Source organism: Paenibacillus sp. SORGH_AS_0306, assembly GCF_030819345.1.
GTDB classification, from domain to species: Bacteria; Bacillota; Bacilli; order Paenibacillales; family Paenibacillaceae; genus Saccharibacillus; species Saccharibacillus kyungheensis.
In genome coordinates, this window is sequence record NZ_JAUTBP010000001.1 from 2558501 (window position 1) to 2578721 (window position 20221).

General features: G+C 41.1%; 23 protein-coding genes. All 23 read right to left on the reverse strand.

Features of this window, described 5'->3' with window-relative positions; genetic code table 11:
* Window positions 1-31: 31 nt before the first annotated feature.
* The 23 genes from trpA to plsY all read right to left on the reverse strand — a co-directional run bounded on the left by trpA (window position 32) and on the right by plsY (window position 20214).
* Window positions 32-859 (reverse strand): tryptophan synthase subunit alpha, encoded by an 828-nt coding sequence (trpA, locus tag QE450_RS11055; RefSeq protein WP_373461971.1) that lies wholly within the window; start codon window positions 857-859, stop codon window positions 32-34.
* A complete protein-coding gene (trpB, locus tag QE450_RS11060; protein ID WP_273612861.1) occupies window positions 856-2049 on the reverse strand; it encodes a tryptophan synthase subunit beta in 1194 nt (397 codons plus the stop codon). The genes trpA and trpB overlap by 4 nt, the downstream gene beginning before the upstream one ends.
* Window positions 2049-2756: a phosphoribosylanthranilate isomerase gene (locus QE450_RS11065; protein WP_307299357.1), complete on the reverse strand. Its 708-nt coding sequence runs from the start codon at window positions 2754-2756 to the stop codon at window positions 2049-2051. Before QE450_RS11065 ends, trpB begins: the two co-directional genes overlap by 1 nt.
* Window positions 2749-3585: an indole-3-glycerol phosphate synthase TrpC gene (gene trpC / locus QE450_RS11070; RefSeq protein WP_273612863.1), complete on the reverse strand. Its 837-nt coding sequence runs from the start codon at window positions 3583-3585 to the stop codon at window positions 2749-2751. The genes QE450_RS11065 and trpC overlap by 8 nt, the downstream gene beginning before the upstream one ends.
* Window positions 3575-4615 (reverse strand): anthranilate phosphoribosyltransferase, encoded by a 1041-nt coding sequence (trpD, locus tag QE450_RS11075; protein WP_307299359.1) that lies wholly within the window; start codon window positions 4613-4615, stop codon window positions 3575-3577. Before trpD ends, trpC begins: the two co-directional genes overlap by 11 nt.
* 52 nt (window positions 4616-4667) lie before the next feature.
* The gene (trpE, locus tag QE450_RS11080; protein WP_307299361.1) at window positions 4668-6224 is read right to left on the reverse strand and encodes an anthranilate synthase component I; all 1557 of its coding nucleotides are present in this window, start codon (window positions 6222-6224) and stop codon (window positions 4668-4670) included.
* 619 nt (window positions 6225-6843) lie between these two features.
* The gene (aroH, locus tag QE450_RS11085; RefSeq protein WP_273612866.1) at window positions 6844-7215 is read right to left on the reverse strand and encodes a chorismate mutase; all 372 of its coding nucleotides are present in this window, start codon (window positions 7213-7215) and stop codon (window positions 6844-6846) included.
* 3 nt (window positions 7216-7218) lie between these two features.
* The gene (gene aroB / locus QE450_RS11090; protein WP_307302675.1) at window positions 7219-8313 is read right to left on the reverse strand and encodes a 3-dehydroquinate synthase; all 1095 of its coding nucleotides are present in this window, start codon (window positions 8311-8313) and stop codon (window positions 7219-7221) included.
* 8 nt (window positions 8314-8321) lie between these two features.
* Entirely contained in the window at window positions 8322-9491 is a 1170-nt protein-coding gene (gene aroC / locus QE450_RS11095; RefSeq protein ID WP_274172413.1) for a chorismate synthase, read from the reverse strand.
* Window positions 9492-9803: 312 nt separating this feature from the next.
* On the reverse strand, window positions 9804-10607 hold the full coding sequence (locus QE450_RS11100) for a CheR family methyltransferase (protein ID WP_273612868.1): 804 nt from the start codon (window positions 10605-10607) through the stop codon (window positions 9804-9806).
* A gap of 51 nt (window positions 10608-10658) precedes the next feature.
* A complete protein-coding gene (ndk, locus tag QE450_RS11105) occupies window positions 10659-11102 on the reverse strand; it encodes a nucleoside-diphosphate kinase (RefSeq protein WP_204823516.1) in 444 nt (147 codons plus the stop codon).
* 355 nt (window positions 11103-11457) lie between these two features.
* Entirely contained in the window at window positions 11458-12432 is a 975-nt protein-coding gene (locus QE450_RS11110; RefSeq protein ID WP_069327916.1) for a polyprenyl synthetase family protein, read from the reverse strand.
* Window positions 12429-13298, reverse strand: coding sequence for a menaquinone biosynthesis protein (locus QE450_RS11115; protein WP_274172905.1), 870 nt, complete (start codon window positions 13296-13298; stop codon window positions 12429-12431). Before QE450_RS11115 ends, QE450_RS11110 begins: the two co-directional genes overlap by 4 nt.
* The gene (locus tag QE450_RS11120) at window positions 13279-13908 is read right to left on the reverse strand and encodes a UbiX family flavin prenyltransferase (RefSeq protein ID WP_274172904.1); all 630 of its coding nucleotides are present in this window, start codon (window positions 13906-13908) and stop codon (window positions 13279-13281) included. The genes QE450_RS11115 and QE450_RS11120 overlap by 20 nt, the downstream gene beginning before the upstream one ends.
* Window positions 13902-14777, reverse strand: coding sequence for a UbiA-like polyprenyltransferase (locus QE450_RS11125; RefSeq protein ID WP_274172412.1), 876 nt, complete (start codon window positions 14775-14777; stop codon window positions 13902-13904). The genes QE450_RS11120 and QE450_RS11125 overlap by 7 nt, the downstream gene beginning before the upstream one ends.
* 1 nt (window position 14778) lies before the next feature.
* Window positions 14779-15501, reverse strand: coding sequence for a demethylmenaquinone methyltransferase (locus QE450_RS11130; protein ID WP_273612872.1), 723 nt, complete (start codon window positions 15499-15501; stop codon window positions 14779-14781).
* 59 nt (window positions 15502-15560) lie between these two features.
* A complete protein-coding gene (locus QE450_RS11135) occupies window positions 15561-16421 on the reverse strand; it encodes a heptaprenyl diphosphate synthase component 1 (RefSeq protein ID WP_307299370.1) in 861 nt (286 codons plus the stop codon).
* Between the two features lie 247 nt (window positions 16422-16668).
* On the reverse strand, window positions 16669-16905 hold the full coding sequence (mtrB, locus tag QE450_RS11140; RefSeq protein WP_204823510.1) for a trp RNA-binding attenuation protein MtrB: 237 nt from the start codon (window positions 16903-16905) through the stop codon (window positions 16669-16671).
* A 98-nt stretch (window positions 16906-17003) separates the two neighbouring features.
* On the reverse strand, window positions 17004-17276 hold the full coding sequence (locus tag QE450_RS11145; protein WP_069327910.1) for an HU family DNA-binding protein: 273 nt from the start codon (window positions 17274-17276) through the stop codon (window positions 17004-17006).
* A gap of 188 nt (window positions 17277-17464) precedes the next feature.
* On the reverse strand, window positions 17465-17839 hold the full coding sequence (locus QE450_RS11150) for a 2Fe-2S iron-sulfur cluster-binding protein (protein WP_273612874.1): 375 nt from the start codon (window positions 17837-17839) through the stop codon (window positions 17465-17467).
* Between the two features lie 12 nt (window positions 17840-17851).
* Window positions 17852-18469 (reverse strand): hypothetical protein, encoded by a 618-nt coding sequence (locus QE450_RS11155; protein ID WP_273612875.1) that lies wholly within the window; start codon window positions 18467-18469, stop codon window positions 17852-17854.
* Between the two features lie 73 nt (window positions 18470-18542).
* Window positions 18543-19586 carry an NAD(P)H-dependent glycerol-3-phosphate dehydrogenase gene (locus tag QE450_RS11160; protein ID WP_273612876.1) on the reverse strand — a complete coding sequence of 348 codons (1044 nt, stop codon included), beginning with the start codon at window positions 19584-19586 and terminating at the stop codon, window positions 18543-18545.
* Window positions 19579-20214 (reverse strand): glycerol-3-phosphate 1-O-acyltransferase PlsY, encoded by a 636-nt coding sequence (plsY, locus tag QE450_RS11165; protein WP_273612877.1) that lies wholly within the window; start codon window positions 20212-20214, stop codon window positions 19579-19581. The genes QE450_RS11160 and plsY overlap by 8 nt, the downstream gene beginning before the upstream one ends.
* Between the last annotated feature and the right edge of the window lie 7 nt (window positions 20215-20221).

Consider the following 20221-nt stretch of genomic DNA (forward strand, 5'->3'; position numbering starts at 1 on the left):
AGGGCTCCATCTTTATTAATATAGTAATTTTTTATTCTTTTAATTCTGCCACAAATTTGCGAATTTGCAATAATCCTTCGATTTTGCGTTCAGGATTGGTTAAAAGAGGAATTTGCGATTCGATCTGACGTACAATCGCACTACCTACTACCACGCCATCACAGAATTTAGAAAATTCTCTTACTTGTTCGCTACTCGAAATCCCAAATCCAACGGCTACAGGAAGATCGGTATTGCTTTTTACATCGCGGATAAATTGCTCTACATTATTATGAAACGAAGCTCGTTCTCCAGTTACTCCAAGTGAAGATACGCAATATACGAATCCTTGAGCGCCATCTAGAATCGCTGCGATTCGGTCATTGGATGTAGGAGCTACAAGAGGAATCAAGCTCACACCTACTGCTTTGGCACGTTCTCTCATTTCACCAGACTCTTCAACAGGTAGATCAGGAATAATCATCCCGCTGATTCCATGAGCTTGCATCGTTTCAAAAAAAGTATCCAATCCAAATTGCAATATCGGATTATAATACGTAAACAAAATAAATGGCATTTCTACTCCACGCTGACGTGCTCCATCTGCTACTTCTAGACAAGTATGAATCGTCACCTGATGAGTAAGCGCACGCTGAGAAGCACGCTGAATTACAGGCCCATCTGCTAGTGGATCGGAATAAGGTACACCTAACTCCAAAATATCGGCTCCAGCCGCTTCCATTTCTACAATAATATCAATAGTAGTCTGTGGATCAGGATCACCTACTGTAAGAAAAGGAATTAAGGCTGTTTTGCCTTCTTCTTTCAGGCGGGCAAACGTAGCGTCCATACGATTCTGACTTTGATCGGTCATGCTCATTGTACGCCCTCCTCATACTGCATAATGGACTCTACATCTTTGTCGCCACGACCGGAAAGGCAGATCACTAGAAGTTGATCACTGCTCATATCTTTAGCGATTTTGACCACATGTGCAATCGCATGAGAAGATTCCAAAGCAGGAATAATACCTTCGGTACGGCAAAGCAATTTCAAAGCATCCAAAGCTTCTGCATCGGTTACAGGCACATACTGTACACGCTTAATGTCTTTTAGATAAGAGTGTTCAGGGCCTACTCCCGGATAATCAAGACCGGCTGAGATCGAATGTGCAGGTTGAACCTGTCCGTATTCATCTTGCAATAGATAACTCATCGATCCTTGAAAAACACCTTTCGTTCCCAGACTCATCGTTGCTGCATGTAGAGGTGTATCAATACCTCGTCCAGCGGCTTCGACACCGATCAGGTTAACGTCTGTATCTTCTATAAACGGGTAAAACATACCGATTGCGTTGCTACCGCCTCCAATACAAGCAACAACTGTATCTGGTAAACGATTTTCGATGTCTAAAATTTGGCGGCGTGTCTCGTCTCCAATAATGCGTTGGAAATTACGTACCATCATTGGATATGGATGAGGCCCTACTGCTGAACCTAGAATATAAAATGTATCTTCTACATTACTTACCCAGTAGCGTAATGCTTCATTTCCTGCATCTTTAAGGGTCATTGTGCCCGAGGTAACAGGAACCACTTCTGCTCCTAGCAATTTCATTCGAAATACATTTAACTGCTGACGACGAATATCTTCTTCGCCCATAAATACTTTACATTCAAGCCCGAACAATGCCGCTACCGTAGCTGTAGCTACACCATGTTGACCTGCACCCGTTTCAGCAATCACTTTCTTTTTCCCTGTGCGCTTGGCGAGTAACCCTTGAGCAAGTGCATTATTGATTTTATGAGCCCCTGTATGGTTCAAATCTTCACGTTTTAGATAGATTTTAGGGCCGCCCAATTCTTCGCTCAACCGTTGTGCATAATATAATGGTGTTTCTCTTCCAGAATATTCTTTAAGCAAATATTTAAGTTCTGTCTGAAATTCTTCATCTTCTGCATATTGATAATAAGATTGTTCCAATTCAATAAGTGCATTCATCAGAGTCTCAGGCACATATCTTCCTCCAAAATCGCCGAAACGTCCTTTTGCATCTGGTAATGTAGTCATTATGCCTTCACCCTTTCTACAAATGTTGTTATTTTCGTGATGTCTTTGATTCCGTCCGTTTCTACTCCACTTGATACATCGACGCCTTCAAGCGAATGATGATGGAGCAGAGATGATACATTGTCTGGTGTTAATCCTCCAGCGACAAGCAATGGAATATCATGTGTAAATGTCCACTGATGATAAGGTTCTATTTGGTCCCAGGCAAACGTTTTACCTGAACCTCCTCCATATAGAGGATCATACGTATCTAATAAAAAGGCATTGACAACGCCTTGGTAAGGTAAAAGTTGTTGTTCTACAGATTGTTGTTGTGCTGTATTTGTCAGTGAAATCACTTTGAATACCTGCTTCTGCAATTGCTCTTGAATCTGTCTGCACAGTTCAGGAGACTCTTGACCATGAAGCTGGATTACATCAAGTGGCGCTACCTCAACGATATCTTTTAATTCATCCAATGTCGGATTTACAAACACACCGACACTTTGAGGAACCGTATCGTTTTGCCATTGATGCAACGTTTTGATCAGCATAGCTGCTTGATCACGATTCACTTGACGCTTGCTTGTAGCAAAAACGAAACCGATGTAATCAATCGGTAATTGTATCATAGATTTTAGCACTTCAACGCTTTGAAGTCCACAAATTTTTACGTATTTTTTTTCGCTGTTCCTTTGCTGAGTGGATGATTGTTGAGCTTTATTCATGTGTGCTTTTAGAATCATTGAAGTTGGCAGTTTTGGTAGGTTCCATAAGCGTTGTTACAGCGTTACGAATATCGTCTTTACGCATAAAGTACTCTCCAACCAGTACGCCTTTAGCTCCTGCACCTGATAAATAAATCATATCATCCACTCCAGAAATTCCACTTTCACTGATTAAAGGAACATTGGCTGGAACGAGATTAATCAGTTCAACCGTAGTCGCAAGTGATGTCTCAAATGTTTTGAGATTGCGATTGTTTACACCAATTAATCCATGTTCAGCGGCTCCTTTAATTTGTAATACGGTCGCTAATTCTTCGCGATCATGTACTTCAATCAATACATCCAGCCCAATAGATAATGCCAGATCAAAAAACGATTGTAATTGTTCTGGTGTCAAAATAGCTGCGATTAACAAAATAGCATCTGCACCGATTAAGCGTGCTTCATAAATCTGCACCTCATCAATAATAAAATCTTTACGCAGTAACGGAAGTTGTACTGCATGGTGAATAGCGGTTAAGTATTCTTTATTTCCCTGGAAATAATCGACATCTGTTAATACAGAGATACAATCTGCCCCTGCATCTTCATACGCTTTAGCAATTTCAACAGGATCAAAGTCCGGACGAATCAATCCTTTTGATGGAGAAGCTTTTTTCACTTCTGCAATCAATCCCATCGAATGATGCGGATGTTGGATTAATGCTTTTCGAAAACCTTTTGTTGCAGGTAAAGTTTTAATCTGCTCTTTGGCTTGTTCTACCGAAAATGACTTTTTCAATTGTTCAACTTCCTGTTGTTTGGTTACTACAATACGATCAAGATACATGACTTAATCCCTCCGTTGTGTCTATTAATTGTTGTAACTTATGAGCAGCAGCTCCTGAATCGATAGCTTGAGCTGCTATAACGGCTCCTTGCGCAAGTGAATCGGCCTGACCTGAAAGGTAGATACAGGCTGCACTATTTGCGACTACGACATCACGATAAGCACTTTCTTCTCCGCGCAGTACACTGCGAATAATATCAGCATTTTCCATAGCGTCTCCGCCTAATGTATGTTCTATTGAATGTGTAGGTAGACCAAAATCTGCCGGACTAATCTCATAGGTGTGTACTTGACCATCTTTTAGCTCTGCTACTCTTGTAGGGGCAGATATACTAATTTCATCAAGTCCATCCAGACTAGCTACAACCAGTGCACGCTTCAATCCTAGTAAATGAAGTGTATGGGCTACTGTCTCAATCTTACTAATATCGTACAACCCAATCAACTGACGGTCAGCTCCGGCTGGATTGGTTAAAGGCCCTAACATATTAAAGACCGTACGCACTCCTAACTCGCGGCGAGTAGCAGCAGCATACTTCATAGATGGATGAAACACTTGCGCAAACATAAAGCAAATACCGATATCTTCCAAACATGCAGCCGCTTGATCGGGATTTAGCGTAATATTTACACCGAGAGCTTCTAATACATCTGCACTTCCTGCTTTGCCAGAAGCAGATCGATTACCATGCTTGGCAACACGGACACCGATAGAAGAAGCAATAATCGCAGATACCGTTGAAATATTAAATTTATGAATCCCCGAGCCACCTGTTCCGCATGTATCTAACAATCCATCTGACAATACAGGAACACTACCTCCATTAGTACGCATCGCTTCGGCTAAGCCGGTAATTTCTTCTACTGTTTCTCCTTTGATTCGAAGAGCTGTCAGTAAGCCTCCGATTTGAGAAGGAGTAGCAATACCGCTCATAATCACATTCATCACTTGACTCGATTGTTCGCGTGTTAAGTGCTTGCCTTCAATAATCGTAGCAATTGCTTGTTGCATCAGTTCATTTCCAACCATCTCTGTCTCTCCTTTACCTCTTTTATCTTTATCTATTTATTTACAAGGATGTTTAACGATCATATCCGTACATATAATCTTGATTGATTTCAGACTCGTTCTCTTGTTCTTTTGGTAAAAACATCGCTTCAGCAACACGAATCGATTTGAGCATTCCTTTGGCTTTGTTCACTGTTTCTTCGTATTCTTTTTCTGGAACCGAATCCCAGACGATACCTGCTCCTGCTTGTACATAAGCTTTACCGTTTTTGAAAATAATCGTTCGAATCGTAATACAAGCATCCATATTGCCGGAGAATCCTAGATAACCGATTGCTCCTGCATAAGCACCGCGTGCTTCATTTTCGATTTCAGCAATAATTTCCATCGCTCTTAATTTCGGTGCACCAGATACGGTTCCGGCAGGCAGACAGGATAAGAAAGCATCGAAAAAGTCTTTATCTTTGTGCAATGTACCTGATACGCCAGATACAATATGCATCACATGGGAATACCGTTCGATTTCCATAAATGTATCTGTTTTGACACTTCCGAATTCAGATACTCGTCCTAGATCGTTACGACCGAGATCGACTAACATTAGATGTTCTGCACGCTCTTTCTCGTCTTGAAGCAATTCTTCAGCTAATGCTTGGTCTTCGGCTTCTGTCTGACCACGAGGGCGCGTTCCAGCGATAGGACGTGTCTCTAAGCGATCGCCGGCTACTTTTACAAGTGCTTCTGGCGATGTACCTACAATGATCTCATCATCCATTTTCAAATAATACATATACGGCGATGGATTCATTGTGCGTAATACACGATATACTTCAAGCGGCGATACTTCTGTCTCAATATGAAAACGTTGAGATAAAACCACTTGAAAAATATCCCCAGCACGAATATATTCTTTTGCCCGATCTACACCATCCAAATATTCTTCTTTGGTCATATTGGATTGAATTTCGCCCATCTCTACATCTTCTGATACCGGGCTACGTCCCATCGTGCTAATAGAAGGTTGGGTTTTTAATAAATCTTCTGTCGCTTCTAGCTTACGACTCGCTTTGATATAAGCTTCACGAATTTGTTGTTCTGTAGCGTTATCCGGTACATGCACATTACCAACTAACAAAATATGTTGTTTTACATGGTCAAATACTACAATCTGATCACAGAACATAAATTGAATATCATCCATCTGCATATCATCTATCCGATGAGCAGGTAATTTTTCATAATACTGTTGTAGATCATAGCCGAAAAATCCTATCGCTCCGCCTGTAAATGGAGGCAATCCATCTACTTTGGGGCTACGGTAACGTTGCAATAATGTTTTGAGTTGTTCAATAGGCTTGCCTGCTAATTCGGCTTCCTGACCGTTGATTTCAAGTTTGATTCTGCCCTTTTTGCCAGAGATCAGAAGAAATGGATCACTACCGATAAACGAATATCGCGCCCATTTACTACCGCCTTCTACACTTTCCAGTAGAAAGGCACGTTTATGATCAGCATAACGTTGAAAAATCCGAATCGGGGTCTCCATATCGCCTAGCAAACGTTTGACAATAGGAATCAAATTATATTCTTTCGATGTTGCAATCACTTGTTCAATATTGGGCTGAATCATAGTATTCGCTCCTCAGATTTGTATTTTGGGTACTAAAAAAGCCTTCACGCGTGTCGACGCATGAAGGCTGCAATAGACGTACAAAATGTACAAATGTCAGAATCGATTACTTGGGATTCCGGCAGAATCGAAGTATTCCCACTACAAATAGTACAAAGAAATAAGTAAACAGATATTATACATCTGCATACTAATATTCATCATCTGTCAGCTATCTAGTTAGCACCACTTTGATATGATTACCCATTTATGATAACAGTGATACACTCTTGTACCTCTCGTTATATCCATAATTCTGATAATCATCATTTTAGGTGATACTTACGATTGTGCTATACAGATACTTCTATTGTCTATTTCTAGCTGTACCACGTTATACTGCTTGAAACGTCTTCGCTATTGTCTTCCTGCTGGCACACGATCCGAATTGAATAACATACAGTGTCTTCACACTTATGGATCAATCCGCTCTGCCCGCCGACAAGGCTTACGTTTCATTCTCATCTATACTCTTCTCTACCTCTACTTGCATCTCAGCTCATTACACGGCTCTTACTATTTATCTTAACGACTACTATACAGCAAAAGAAACGTCTAACGCAACCCTTACATCATATCCCTATTCTGAAATGACTAAATCTGGACGTAATCGCTTGGCTTCGTTTAAATAGACATGTTTGATTTCTTGTTGTGATTTTGTCGTATTTACTTGAATCATCAGTCGGATACATTTAGGTAAGCTGTTCTGTACTGCTGCTTCCACCGCACACATTAAAGGAACCATATTCCAACCTTCCATTTCACGAATCGCTAATGCTGGAAAAATAGCATCCAGATCAGGTGTCATCGTAATCCAGATACAGCTGATATCTTCAGGTTCAAATTGATTACGGCCTACAATCTCCTTCAGCAATACTACGGTTTCATCCAATATTTCCTGTTTGTCATTATTGATTACTGTAGTAGCCCCACGAATTCCTCGATTGTACATCGTTTACACCTCTTCCTTTAATTGCTCGACTACACGGCGTACCAGATCATAATCAACATTGTGATTGATCTCTACAACACCAATCGATTTGGGAACGATAAATGTCATTGATCCTTCTTGAAACTTTTTATCATGCATCATCGCTTCCATAATCCGATCAGTATCCAGACGCTCAGGCAATACAGTAGGCAGTCCAAGTGCTGTTAACATCCGACGTGTCGTATCCACCAGACCGGGTTCTCCACCTAATTGTTCCCCGATCAGCGCAGAACCGACCATACCAATAGAGATCGCTTCTCCATGAATAATCTCACCATATCCTGCTACCGCTTCAATAGCATGTCCTATAGTGTGTCCTAGATTAAGAATTGCTCGTAGATCATTTTCGCGTTCATCACGTGAAACGACGATTGCTTTGATCGAACATCCTTTTTCCAGTCCATAACCCATCGCTGTCATGTCTACAGATTTCAACTCTTCAGCATGTTCGAGACACCAATAAGCAAATTCTTTATCCCAGATTAAACCATGCTTCACCATCTCTGCAAGTCCAGCATTAATTTCACGTTTGGGTAATGTTTGAAGTGTTGTCAGATCATATAATACGAACTCTGGTTGATGGAAAACACCGATCATATTTTTAGCCAGACGATGATTAATCGCTACTTTTCCACCTACACTACTATCATGAGCAAGTACGCTAGTCGGCATCTGAATAAACCGGATACCGCGCATATAGGAACCAGCAACAAACCCAGCCAGATCACCTACTACACCGCCACCCAAAGCGATGACAGTTGATTTGCGATCCAGACCACCTTGAATCGCTTTGGTCATGACTTCTTCAAATACAGACATCGATTTGGACTGTTCTCCTGCACCTACAATCGCAGTCACGACTGTAAATCCAGAAGCAGTCAATGACTGCTCCACAATATTCAGATAAGGATCAGCCACATGTTCATCGGTAACGATCAATACCGGGCTTTGCTTAGAAATGTGATGATTGTCTAAATAAGTTCCTGCCTGTTGCAACAAATCTTCTCCAATATAAATTGGATAGGAACGTTCGCCAAGTTGGACATCAACGGTTCTCACCGCAGACATTAGTATTGCTCCACTTGAGCAAGGTAATTTTTAAGATTGTTACGAATCTCATCCATCGAGTCGCCGCCAAATTTCTCAAGGAAAGCCTTGGCTACTTCCCAGGCAACAACACTTTCAAGCACAACGCTAGCGGCAGGTACAGCACAAGCATCAGAACGTTCCACTTGAGCAGTAAAAGCTTCTTTGGTATCGATATCTACACTTTGTAGCGGTTTGTACAATGTTGGAATAGGCTTCATTACTCCGCGGACAACGATCGGCATACCATTCGTCATTCCACCTTCAAATCCACCCAGACGGTTGCTAGCACGATGATATCCACGCTCTTCGTTATATAAAATCTCATCATGTACTTGTGAACCACGAAGTTCTCCTGCTTCAAAACCAATACCGATCTCTACACCTTTAAAAGCATTGATCGACATAACGGCTTGAGCGATACGTGCATCGAGCTTACGGTCATATTGAACAAAACTTCCCAGACCGACAGGAACGCCTTCAATAATACATTCAACCACTCCACCGATCGAGTCGCCTTCTTTTTTGATTTGTTCGATATAAGCTTCCATTTTTTGCTCGGTTTCTTTATCAACCACACGTACAGAAGATTCTTCCGTTTGTGCAATTAACTCATCCAGTGGAAGATTATGAGGTGGTGCTACAATTTCACCGATACGAATGACTTGTCCGGCAACTTTGATACCAAATGCTTCAAGAAATTGACGTGCTACAGCTCCACAAGCGACACGAATCGCTGTCTCACGTGCACTAGAACGTTCTAACACGTTACGCAAATCTTTGTGATTATATTTAAGACCGCCATTCAGATCAGCATGACCTGGACGTGGACGATGTACACGACGTTTTTCTTCGTCTGTACCTTCCATCGGCTCAATATTCATAATTTTAGTCCAGTGCTTCCAGTCATTATTAGCTACAACCAAGGCTACCGGTGCTCCTGTTGTATATCCATGACGTACACCGCCTACGATATCAGCTGTATCTTTTTCAATTTGCATCCGGCGACCTCGTCCATATCCTTTCTGACGACGTGCCAATTGGAAATTCAATGCTTCAAAATCCAGCTCTAGCTGGCTTGGTAATCCTTCGATAATCGCAGTCAATTGGGGACCATGTGTCTCCCCTGCTGTTAAATAACGTAAACTCATTGTTGCGTTCCCACCTTTAAACTGTTAAACTGTGCATTGCTAAAATCCGTAATTATCTTTGCTTATTATAGTACAGCATCTATTGGTTTGACAAGAAAGGGTAAAACATTGATGTAATCTATTGTTACTAGCTATTTATCATAAAAAACACGCCACCTTTTCGTCATAGACGATACCAGCAGCGTGTTTTTATTTAAATGGATTGCATAGATTCTCTGTAGATTAGATCTAGAAAATGAGTCTATACATGAATAAGTATCGCGTATTTCTAGCCTCAGTCATGTGCACTTTTTATTACAGATCAAGCGAAAATCAGCCTTTTTTGTAATAAAAGAATGTTTCCGATGTCTCGAACCCATATTGTGCCGGAGAAAAAATCTGCTCCGTACTGCCTACAAATAATACTCCACCAGGACGCAGACTGTTTGCGAATTTATGATACAGCATGTTTTTGGCTTCTTCTGTAAAATAAATCATCACGTTGCGACATACGATTAGATCGTATCCTGTTTCAAACGTATCGGTCAGTAGGTTACCTTTACGGAAATTTACCGCTTTTTTCAGCGAGTCACTAATATGGAACATGTGACCATCTGCTGTAAAATGGCGTTTGGCAACATCAGCAGGAACATCTTTTAATGAACGTTCCAAATACATTCCTTTTTTAGCTTTTTCCAATGCACCGTCATCAATATCCGTAGCATGTAAAGTAGTACTGGATAAAAGATTTTTGTCAGACAGGATCATCGACAATGTATATGGCTCTTCACCTGTAGAACAAGCTGCGCTCCATACTTTTAAGTTTTTACCGTTGTTTTTTTGCAATTGCGGTAAAATCGAATCACGCAATACTTCCCAACGGTTGGGGTTACGCCAAAATTCAGACACGTTGATTGTCATACGATCCAAAAATTCATAAAATAACGTTTTGTCTTTCAACATTGCATCGAAAAACGCGCTAAATGTAGAAAATCCATTTTTGGTACGTAATGTTGTCAGACGACGCTTCATTTGAGCTTCTTTGTATTGAGACAAATCGATTCCAGTATTATCTTTTACTTTTTTTATAAAACCTACATAGTCCGGGTCTGAATGAATAGTATCATTAATAAGCATGGGATCACTTCCTTGATCATCATTATAAGTGCAGTCCATGCGAGGGTATGTTTAGATCCATGCTGAAATATTTTTGTCGTAAACGCTTAATTCGTTCTCGTCAAAAAAATTAGCAATCTCCCGTTCAGCACTTTCAACTGAATCGGAACCGTGAATCAGATTGAGTGGAGTATGATTAGCAAAGTCACCACGAATCGTTCCAGGTTGTGCTTCAGTTACTTTGGTTTTGCCGATAACCATGCGAGAGATTGTGATAATATCATCACCTTCCCAGACCATAGCGAACACCGGACCTGAAGTAATAAAGCTGATCAAACCATCATAGAATGCTTTGCCTTCGTGCTCTGCATAATGACGCTTTGCCTGTTCCTCTGTTGCGGTTACGAACTTGCCACCTACCAGCTTAAAGCCTTTGTCCTCCAAACGACTGACAATGCGTCCTATTAACCCCCGCTGCACACCATCAGGTTTAATCATCAAAAATGTGCGTTCCATTGGTTCACTCTCCCATTATCTACAATGTGATCTGCTACTGGGCATAGTTGGTAATGATGCCCACCTGTGTATTCTAACAGAAACCACTGTTTACAGAAAGGAAGCGTTTCATAGCAATTTTCGACATTTTCTGATTGTACTCAAACCTGAACGGTATACATTACTGGACATATCGAATATTTGGACAAAATAGTGATTTGAACCGCTATTCAATATGCTTTGTAATGTATATATCGACCGTATGATCCCACTCTATTAGCAATTAGTAAATATTTTACGTATAGCCAAGCATTTTATTTTGCACAATCTTCTATATTCTGCAATAAAACATAAAATTGTCGAACATTGTTGTAGATTAATGTGAACGATTAGCTACAAATTTAGCAATCTCTTGCAAGTGCTTTTGCGTTCTACCTGCTGGCAACTGACTAAGCGCATGCATCGCTTTTTGAATATAACGATCCGCTAATAATTCAGCTTCTTGTATTCCCTGACTTTCACGTACCATACGTACTGCTGTAGTGACATCTGTCTCGCCATTAGCATTATGGATTCTTGTAATCTCTGCAAGTAACGGCTCTCTACGTGATTCATCTTGAAGTGCATACAAAACAGGAATCGTAATATTCCCTTGACGCAGATCGCTACCAGGTGGTTTACCTAGTTGTTTCTCGGTTCCGCAGAGATCCAGCACATCATCACGAATCTGAAAAGCCATACCGACGTTATAACCGTATCGGTATAATTCACGCGTGATTTCTTTGGGCGCATTAGCAGCAATTCCACCCAATTGACAACTGATTGCGATCAATAGCGCTGTTTTGCGACGAATCCGTAGTAAATAACGACGAATACTTTGTCCTGTATTGAAAAAGTCTCTAATCTGTTCCATCTCACCAATAGACATCTGTACCATCGCTTTCGATAATACCTGATGAATTTGCGGATTTTCCAAACGTGCTACAATCATCAATGCTTTGGCATAAATATAATCGCCTGTGTACATGGCAATCCGGTTATCCCATTTGGATTTGACGGTCGGTTGACCGCGGCGTGTGTCTGCATCATCAATTACATCATCATGTACAAGTGAAGCCATATGAATCAATTCCAAAGCAACGGCTACATTGCTTAGACGATCCAGATCGTACGTACCATACTTGCCTCCAAGCAACACAAAAGCGGGACGAAGCCGTTTGCCTCCCGCTTTGAGCAAATGAAGTGATGTTTCATTTAATAGAGGATGTTCACTGTCTATACTATGACTAAGCTGTCGTTCTATCACATTCATGTCTTTTTTTAGTGTCCCGAAAATATCCAGTAGTTTCATTCGTTCACCCGTGTTAGTGTATTGTCAGTCCATAATTCCATGTGTACTTCATGATCTAGCAATCCAAGCTCATATGCATATTGAAAATACAATGCTAAACCTTTTTGCTCTGCTTCTCCAAAATCATACCATAATTGCTGAAAATAGTGTTTCCAATACGCATGATCGCCACCCATTTTTTGCTGAGCTTCTTGAATCACTGGATTCAGATCGGCGATAGAACGCTGTTTACTTTTTACCAATTGCTGTGCTGTTTCGGTTACAAATTCAGGATATGTAGCTGCAAATTGTTTGTTAACAGCCCATACAGCAAATGTCATACTTAGCCCTGTCCATGACTTCCATTCTTGTCCTAGATCAGTCACGATATAACCTGTATCTTTTTGCGCGGCGGCAATCGCATGATCACCGATCAATAAAGCTGCATCCGCTTGTTCCATCATTTCATCCAAGCTCGGGTCCATCGAAATGTATTCTGGCGTAAGGTGATAACGCTTATTCAGAATAATTTTGAGAAGATTGATAGAAGTAGCTGACGTATTAGTCAGCGCGATCGTTCCATTTCCCAGTTCTGCAATTGGCTTTCTGGAAAACAGAAGAATCGATCCGACTGCATTTTTAGCACTCACAGATAGATCAGGCAATAACCAGAAATCAGACGAGCGCGTACCATAAGCAAATGAAGACACCGGTGTAAGATACAATGTTTCTTCTAACAAACCCCGATTCAAGTTAGCAGGAAGATCGCTATGAATCTCTGCGGGCAAGGATAGAGCCGACGGATCAAAATGATGATACACCGGCCAATCGTTTGTATATTCTATTTTACCAATTTTGAAAGGTTGTTCAAAACTTTTCACGACCATTCCCCCATCGTTCAAATAATTGATGTTCGATGTCCAGAATATCGAGCACCTTGCCAACCATGAAGTCGACCGTATCATCCAATGTTTTGGGACGATAATAAAAAGCAGGCATAGCCGGAACAATACTCACGCCCATACGTGCTAGTTTTAACATATTTTCTAAATGTATCGCTTGAAGTGGAGTCTCTCTTGGTACTATAACCAATTTACGCTCCTCTTTAAGCACAACATCTGCTGCTCGTGTCATTAAGTTCGCTGACATTCCACCTGCAATATTAGCAAGAGTCCCCATCGAACAAGGAACAATGATCATCGCTTTAACCCGAAAAGAACCGCTAGCAATCGTTGCTCCGATATCAGAAAAGGAATGATATACCAATTGTTCTGACCATTTACCAAAATATTGCTCTAACATTTCTTCTCTGCTAGACGCTTCCCAATCCATCTCTTCTTTAAGTACGCGCCAACCCGCATTCGAGATCACTAAATGAACAGTATAACCGAGGGATAACAACACCTCGGTTAATCGAATACCGTATATAGAACCACTAGCTCCTGTAATTCCTACAATATAGCGTTGTTTCGCTGTATGTTCTGTAGAATTTACCACCACTGTTTCACCACCAGATCGATCAATGTAAATACAAATACGATCAGACTAAGTGTACTATTTAAGGTGAAAAAGGATGTTTGTAGACGGCTTAAATCTTTTGGTGTCAAAATATAATGCTGATAGAACAAAATAGCCAGTGCGATCACAGCACCGATAAAATACCACCAGCCCAGTCCAGCCATAACACCAATCGCAATTAGACCGATTGCTGTAATCACATGAAATCCTTGTGCAATTTTAAGTGCTTTAGCAATTCCGAAGCGACTTGGAATCGAATATAATCCTTCTTCGCGGTCAAATTCTTCATCAGCACAAGCATAAATCACATCAAAACCTGCTGTCCAAAACGTAATCGCAATATAAAATACAATCGCTGTCCAGCTAAATTGACCGGTTACTGCTATCCAACCACCTAATGGCGCTAGACCTAGTGTCATCCCAAGCACGACATGACACAGCCAAGTAAAACGTTTGGTATAGGAATAGATCACAAGCATAAAGATAGCAATCGGTAATAATTTTAATGCTAACGGATCTAATTGTGTTACTGCCCAGAAAAAGATAACTAACGAAATTAGTGTAAATAGTACAACTTCGCTTGAACGCAAAAGACCGGCTGGAATCGCACGCATCATTGTACGTGGATTTTTACCATCAAACACCTGATCAATTAGACGGTTAAGACTCATTGCAGCTGTACGCGCACCAATCATCGCTAGCAAAATCCAACCAATCTGTGTCCATGAAGGCAAGTGACCATTGATTACATATGATCCTAAAATGGTTCCCATAAAAGCAAAAGGCAACGCAAACAGCGTATGCTCTATTTTAATCATTTCTAAAAATACTTTAAATTTCTTAAACATTCTACTTCTCCTTGATCCCAATATGAAGTGCCGCAATACCGCCTGTTAAGGGGTACGCCTGAACATTATCTAGCCCAACATCTCGGAATATTTGCGCCAGTTCTGCACGTCCCGGGAACAGCTTGAGTGAATCAGGCAGCCATTTGTATTGCTCGTAATGTTTGGCTACAAGTTTGCCCATAAGTGGCAATAAGTTTTGGAAATAAAAATAATACAGCCCTTTAAACGGTTGCCATGTTGGTTTGGAAAGTTCTAAACAAACAACCATACCGCCAGGCTTTACCACACGCTGCATTTCTTTTAACACTTGCACCAGATCTGGCACATTACGTAGTCCGAATCCTATCGTTACATAATCAAAAGAATTATCTTCGTATGGAAGATCCATTGCATTCCCTTGAGTAAGTGTAATATTGTCTCTCCAGCCATCACGATTGATTTTGTTCTGACCAACTTGTAACATATTTGGACTGAAATCCAGCCCTTTGATTTGACCGGTACCGCTAGCTTCAGCAATACTGAGTGTCCAATCACATGTTCCACAACATACATCCAGTGCTGAACTGCCTGGTTGTACATTCATTTTTTTCATTGTAAATTTGCGCCATGCTTTGTGACGACGGAAACTAAGCAAATCGTTCATCATATCGTATTTTGGAGCAATCGACTCAAAAACGGATTGTACGAATTGCTCTTTCGGTTTGACAGCTTCTGGTTTGGTCACGATACAATCACCTCATTTTAAAATAGGTACTCTGGCAATATTCTGCTTTCGCACTAACATTATTGCTCTTGATTCAACACTAATGCTTGATAAGAGTCCGTTAACTGTAATACTTCAGTCTGCAACTCCGCATGACCTGCTTGTTCTAGACGTTGTGAGATATCCGCTAATACACTGCTTAGCTCTGAACGAAGATGTGCAGTGATCTGATAAGTCTGATCCCATTCATTCCATTGTTGTACTGTTACGTGATCATTCACTAGATGCTCTTTAGTCTGTGCTTGTACATGCTCAAGTACCTGATACAAAGCAAAGCTGCCAAATGGACCTTGTTCTCCATGTAGACGTGTTAATTCGTTAGCCAGAATCTCAGCACGGCTAAAATCAGTCAACAACGCTTGCCATAATGACGATACTTCTGTAGAAATATACGGTGTAAACAAAATAAACAGCTCCATTTTAAGCTGTGTAAGCGACTGCACATATTGCTCAGCAGTAAAGTGTTTACTTTGAACATCATGATATAAATTCATTTTAAGACGGTTCGTTTCGCAGATTGCCGCGCTAAGCAAAGAAATCATCTCAATCTCGCCAGCTTTGGCTAACAACTCGTAAAAGCGACTACTGAAAAAGTCTCCTGCTAATACATTCAACTGTCGAGAACGCATCGCTTCTTCTTCCTGATGGACAGCCAGTGTATCGATCATATCATGAGTATCCATTGCCATCTGCACAATACCTGCTACAAGTGGGAATAATTCTCCACGATGTGAGACACTTTCATCATGATCTGTCATATTCAAAAAGGCATGAAGTAAATGTACACGAGTGTCTGGAAACTCGGGAACTCCTGTATGCTTTTGAATCATATCGTATTCTGTGTATTTTCGGGATGTTTCCAACAAACGGTATGGTTTCATCTCAGCCTCCGACGCCTTTATAGTGCAAGTCTTTATTTTCACAAACATAGTATAGCCTAAAACATAACTTTTAAGCCATTTCAGTTCATTATACCATATGTTTTTTTGACAAGACAGGGCTAGTGAAGATTTGTAAGTCAATGAATGGCATAGAAAAATACTGGTTTCCTCAACCTTAATCAACTATTAAACATGAGGAAGCCAGTATTTAGGTAGATTGTTTATTTACGATCAACTGTAACATATATCAATCTTCTGTATTCATAGAGCCATGCTTGGTCATCACTTCTGCTTTGCCACGTACTTTAATCGCTGATGTATTCTCTGTAAATTGAACGACCATGATTTCGCCTTTATCCAACTTCTCTGTATGATGAAAACGAGTATCGCGTCCGCGGGTTAGACCGATTACCTGTACTCCGTTGTCTTTCGCCTTGATCACAATATAGTCACTATTCGTATAATGGTTGTCCGGTGATTCCATAAATGTTATCCCCTTTTCGTATTTAACATAGATCAGATATGGAAAAGACCGTGAACATGATCGTCACGGTCTTTCCTGCACATGGAATATGTAATAACTTATTTAATTCCATCTTTCAATGCTTTACCAGGTTTAAAAGCCGGGATTTTGCTAGCTGCGATATCGATCTCTTCACCTGTTTGTGGGTTACGTCCTTTACGTGCAGAACGCTCACGAACTTCGAAGTTACCAAATCCAACCAATTGTACTTTATCACCACTTTGTAGTGCACCAGCGATAGCTTCAAAAACAGCATCAACTGCTTTAGTTACATCTTTTTTCGGCAAATCAGTCGTTTCTGATACTTGCGCGATCAATTCGGATTTGTTCATATATTTCACCTCCCAAAGTATTTATATCGATTGCTCCACTTGCTGCTTGGTTTTTCGTTTGCACGAAATATAAGTAAACACCGCGGAATTTTCGAAAATATCACCTGCTGCCTATAGAGCGCAGAAGGCGGAACAAACCTATAGTAATATACTCACCCTTTAATTTCAAGCATTTTGCGCTTTTTTGTCTACCAATCACTCAGATCTTCGTTTTGTTGCTCCATTTGTTTGCGAATCGCGGCTTTTAGTCGATCTTCGGGCACTTCCACCGTCAAATCACCAAGTACTCTAGCTTGACAGGATAATCGTACACCTTGTCCTATGGAACTTCCTAATTTACGTGATTCGGCTGGCTCTGCGGCTGAAATACACAAATGACCTTCATCATCATAAGGATGAGGGGTATTCACTTTGCACATCAAACAAGCAGCTTTGCCGTCACAGCGAACTGCAATATGAACTCCTGCTTTGCGTGCCGCTGTCAGCACTGTTGTTCCTGTATTGACCTGAATAGATTTACCGGATGGCAAAAAGGTGACTTGAGCTTTGTCTGTTCTGGACATTGTTTTCTCCTTTTACCGTTCTATTCCAGCTAATCGAAGGATACGTTGTCTAAATTGAGGATGAAATCCATTATGTTGTATCATCTGCTCGATAAGTAACGCATGATCCTGAGAGTTCTCACGTATTCGTTCACTAATCGGCTCATAGCGATCTGGTCGATCACGTAATAGATTAAAAATCAATTCATGTGCTAATGGCATCAAATGAACATTTCCAGCCTCTAGCGTATATACAGGAGCAGCAGGATAAAGAACAGGCTCTACATGTACACGATAATACGATTCTCTCGCCCGTACTTCAAATCCCCCGACTAATTCGACAGTGTACGCATCTAACTGGTAATGACTAAGTGTCGAGCGATATGTTCTTGTCTCGTCAAGTACCGGATAATCTAACACAGGCAATTTACTAGCTAACTGTCCATGAATATGTTCTATTCGAATCTCATCTGTATAAAGATCTATATCGCGTGGAGCTTTATCTAACTTCACACCATGTAGTAAAAGACCACAGCTTCCACCAAGCAACCAGGGAGATTGCTCCTCCAACGGTTGAAGCAGACGAACAAGCTGCTCCAGAGATGGTATCAGCTCTTTTTTCTGCTGTACCTGCTGCTGCGTTTCCACCATGATTTCCTACTCCTTCCTGTGCAAAAAGAACGAAAGGATTATTGATACCCCATCGTTCCTGCCTATTTCTTTATTAGGAATGCCATTGTTGCCATGTTTCTAGCTTCATGACTTCCATTTCATTTTTGGGATTACGTCCCATAAGTGTCTCGACGGCTGTACGAGGATCACTTTGCTCAAATAACACATGATACAACTGCTCTGCGATCGGCATTTGTACATTGTATTTTAGCGAAATATCACGTGCTGCTTCTGTAGTCCGTACACCTTCAACTACCATATTCATCGAAGCCATCACTTCATCCAGTGATTTGCCTTGACCTAACATATAGCCTGCTCTCCAGTTACGACTGTGTTGACTGCTTGCAGTTACCATTAAGTCACCAATACCTGCAAGTCCAGAAAAGGTCAACGGATTAGCGCCCATTTCACTACCAACACGTACCATTTCAGCCAGTCCGCGGGTAAGTAAAGCCGCTTTGGCATTATCACCAAATCCAAGACCATCTACCATACCGGCTCCCAATGCAATAATATTTTTAAGTGCACCGGCAAGCTCTACTCCGACCAGATCCAGATTTGTATACACCCGGAAATATTCTTCATTCATAAATAAAGATTGTGCCGCTGCTGCCGCTTTGGCATTGTGAGAAGCGACAACTACCGTAGTCGGTAAACGCTTAACCACTTCTTCCGCATGGCTAGGACCAGACAAGACCACTACATCTGACTCTAGACAGTCCAGTTCTTCGCTGATGACAGTAGACATACGTTTGAGTGTCTTCGTTTCGAATCCTTTGGTAGCATGAATACAGAGCATATCAGGATGGTAATATGGTTTAAGATCGCTACATACTTGACGCATCGCTTTGGAAGGTGCCACAATCACAACTGCTTTTGTTCCATCCATAGCAGCAGCAAGATCAGAAGTTGCTGTAATTTGAGTGGACAGAACTGCATCTGGCAAATACTTTGTATTGGTGTGCTGTTGATTAATCTCGGCAACTTGCTCTTCACTGCGTGCCCATATTGTCACTTGTAGACCATTGTCTGCAAGAACAGAAGCAAGCGCAGTTCCCCAACTACCAGCTACTAGAACGGTCACTTTTTCAGACAACTTTGTTTCCTCCCTTGTCCGCTTTGGATCCGATTTTATTTTCAGTGCCTTTGAATATTTTGACAATATTCGTCTGATGCCGCCATACTGCAAGCAACCAGATGATAATGCTCACTGTAATGATCGGTGCAGAGTAACCCTGAATCAGTAAAACAATAGGTGTTAACGTTACAAAAATTAACGATCCTAAAGATACATAACGAGTAATAACAATGGATGCAATTGCAAATACACCTGCAATTAATGTGGGCACAATACATAATGTTGCCAACACGCCAATTGTTGTCGCAATTCCTTTACCTCCGCGAAAACGGAAATAAATCGGCCAGTTATGCCCTAAAATAGCAGCTATTCCGCACAAAGCAGGAACCCAGTACATGGTATGTCCTGATAACCCGATACTGAACCAAACACCAAGCCATATAGCTGCCACACCTTTGAGCGCATCTAACAAAAGTACAAATATAGCAGGTCCTTTGCCTAGTACGCGCAATGTATTGGTTGCTCCGGCGTTGCCGCTTCCGTGATCACGGATATCGATTCCTTTCAGCCATTTAGCAATAAGTACACTAAAGCTGATCGAACCAATCAGATAACTAATAATAATAGCCACGACTGATAAAATCACATGCTTC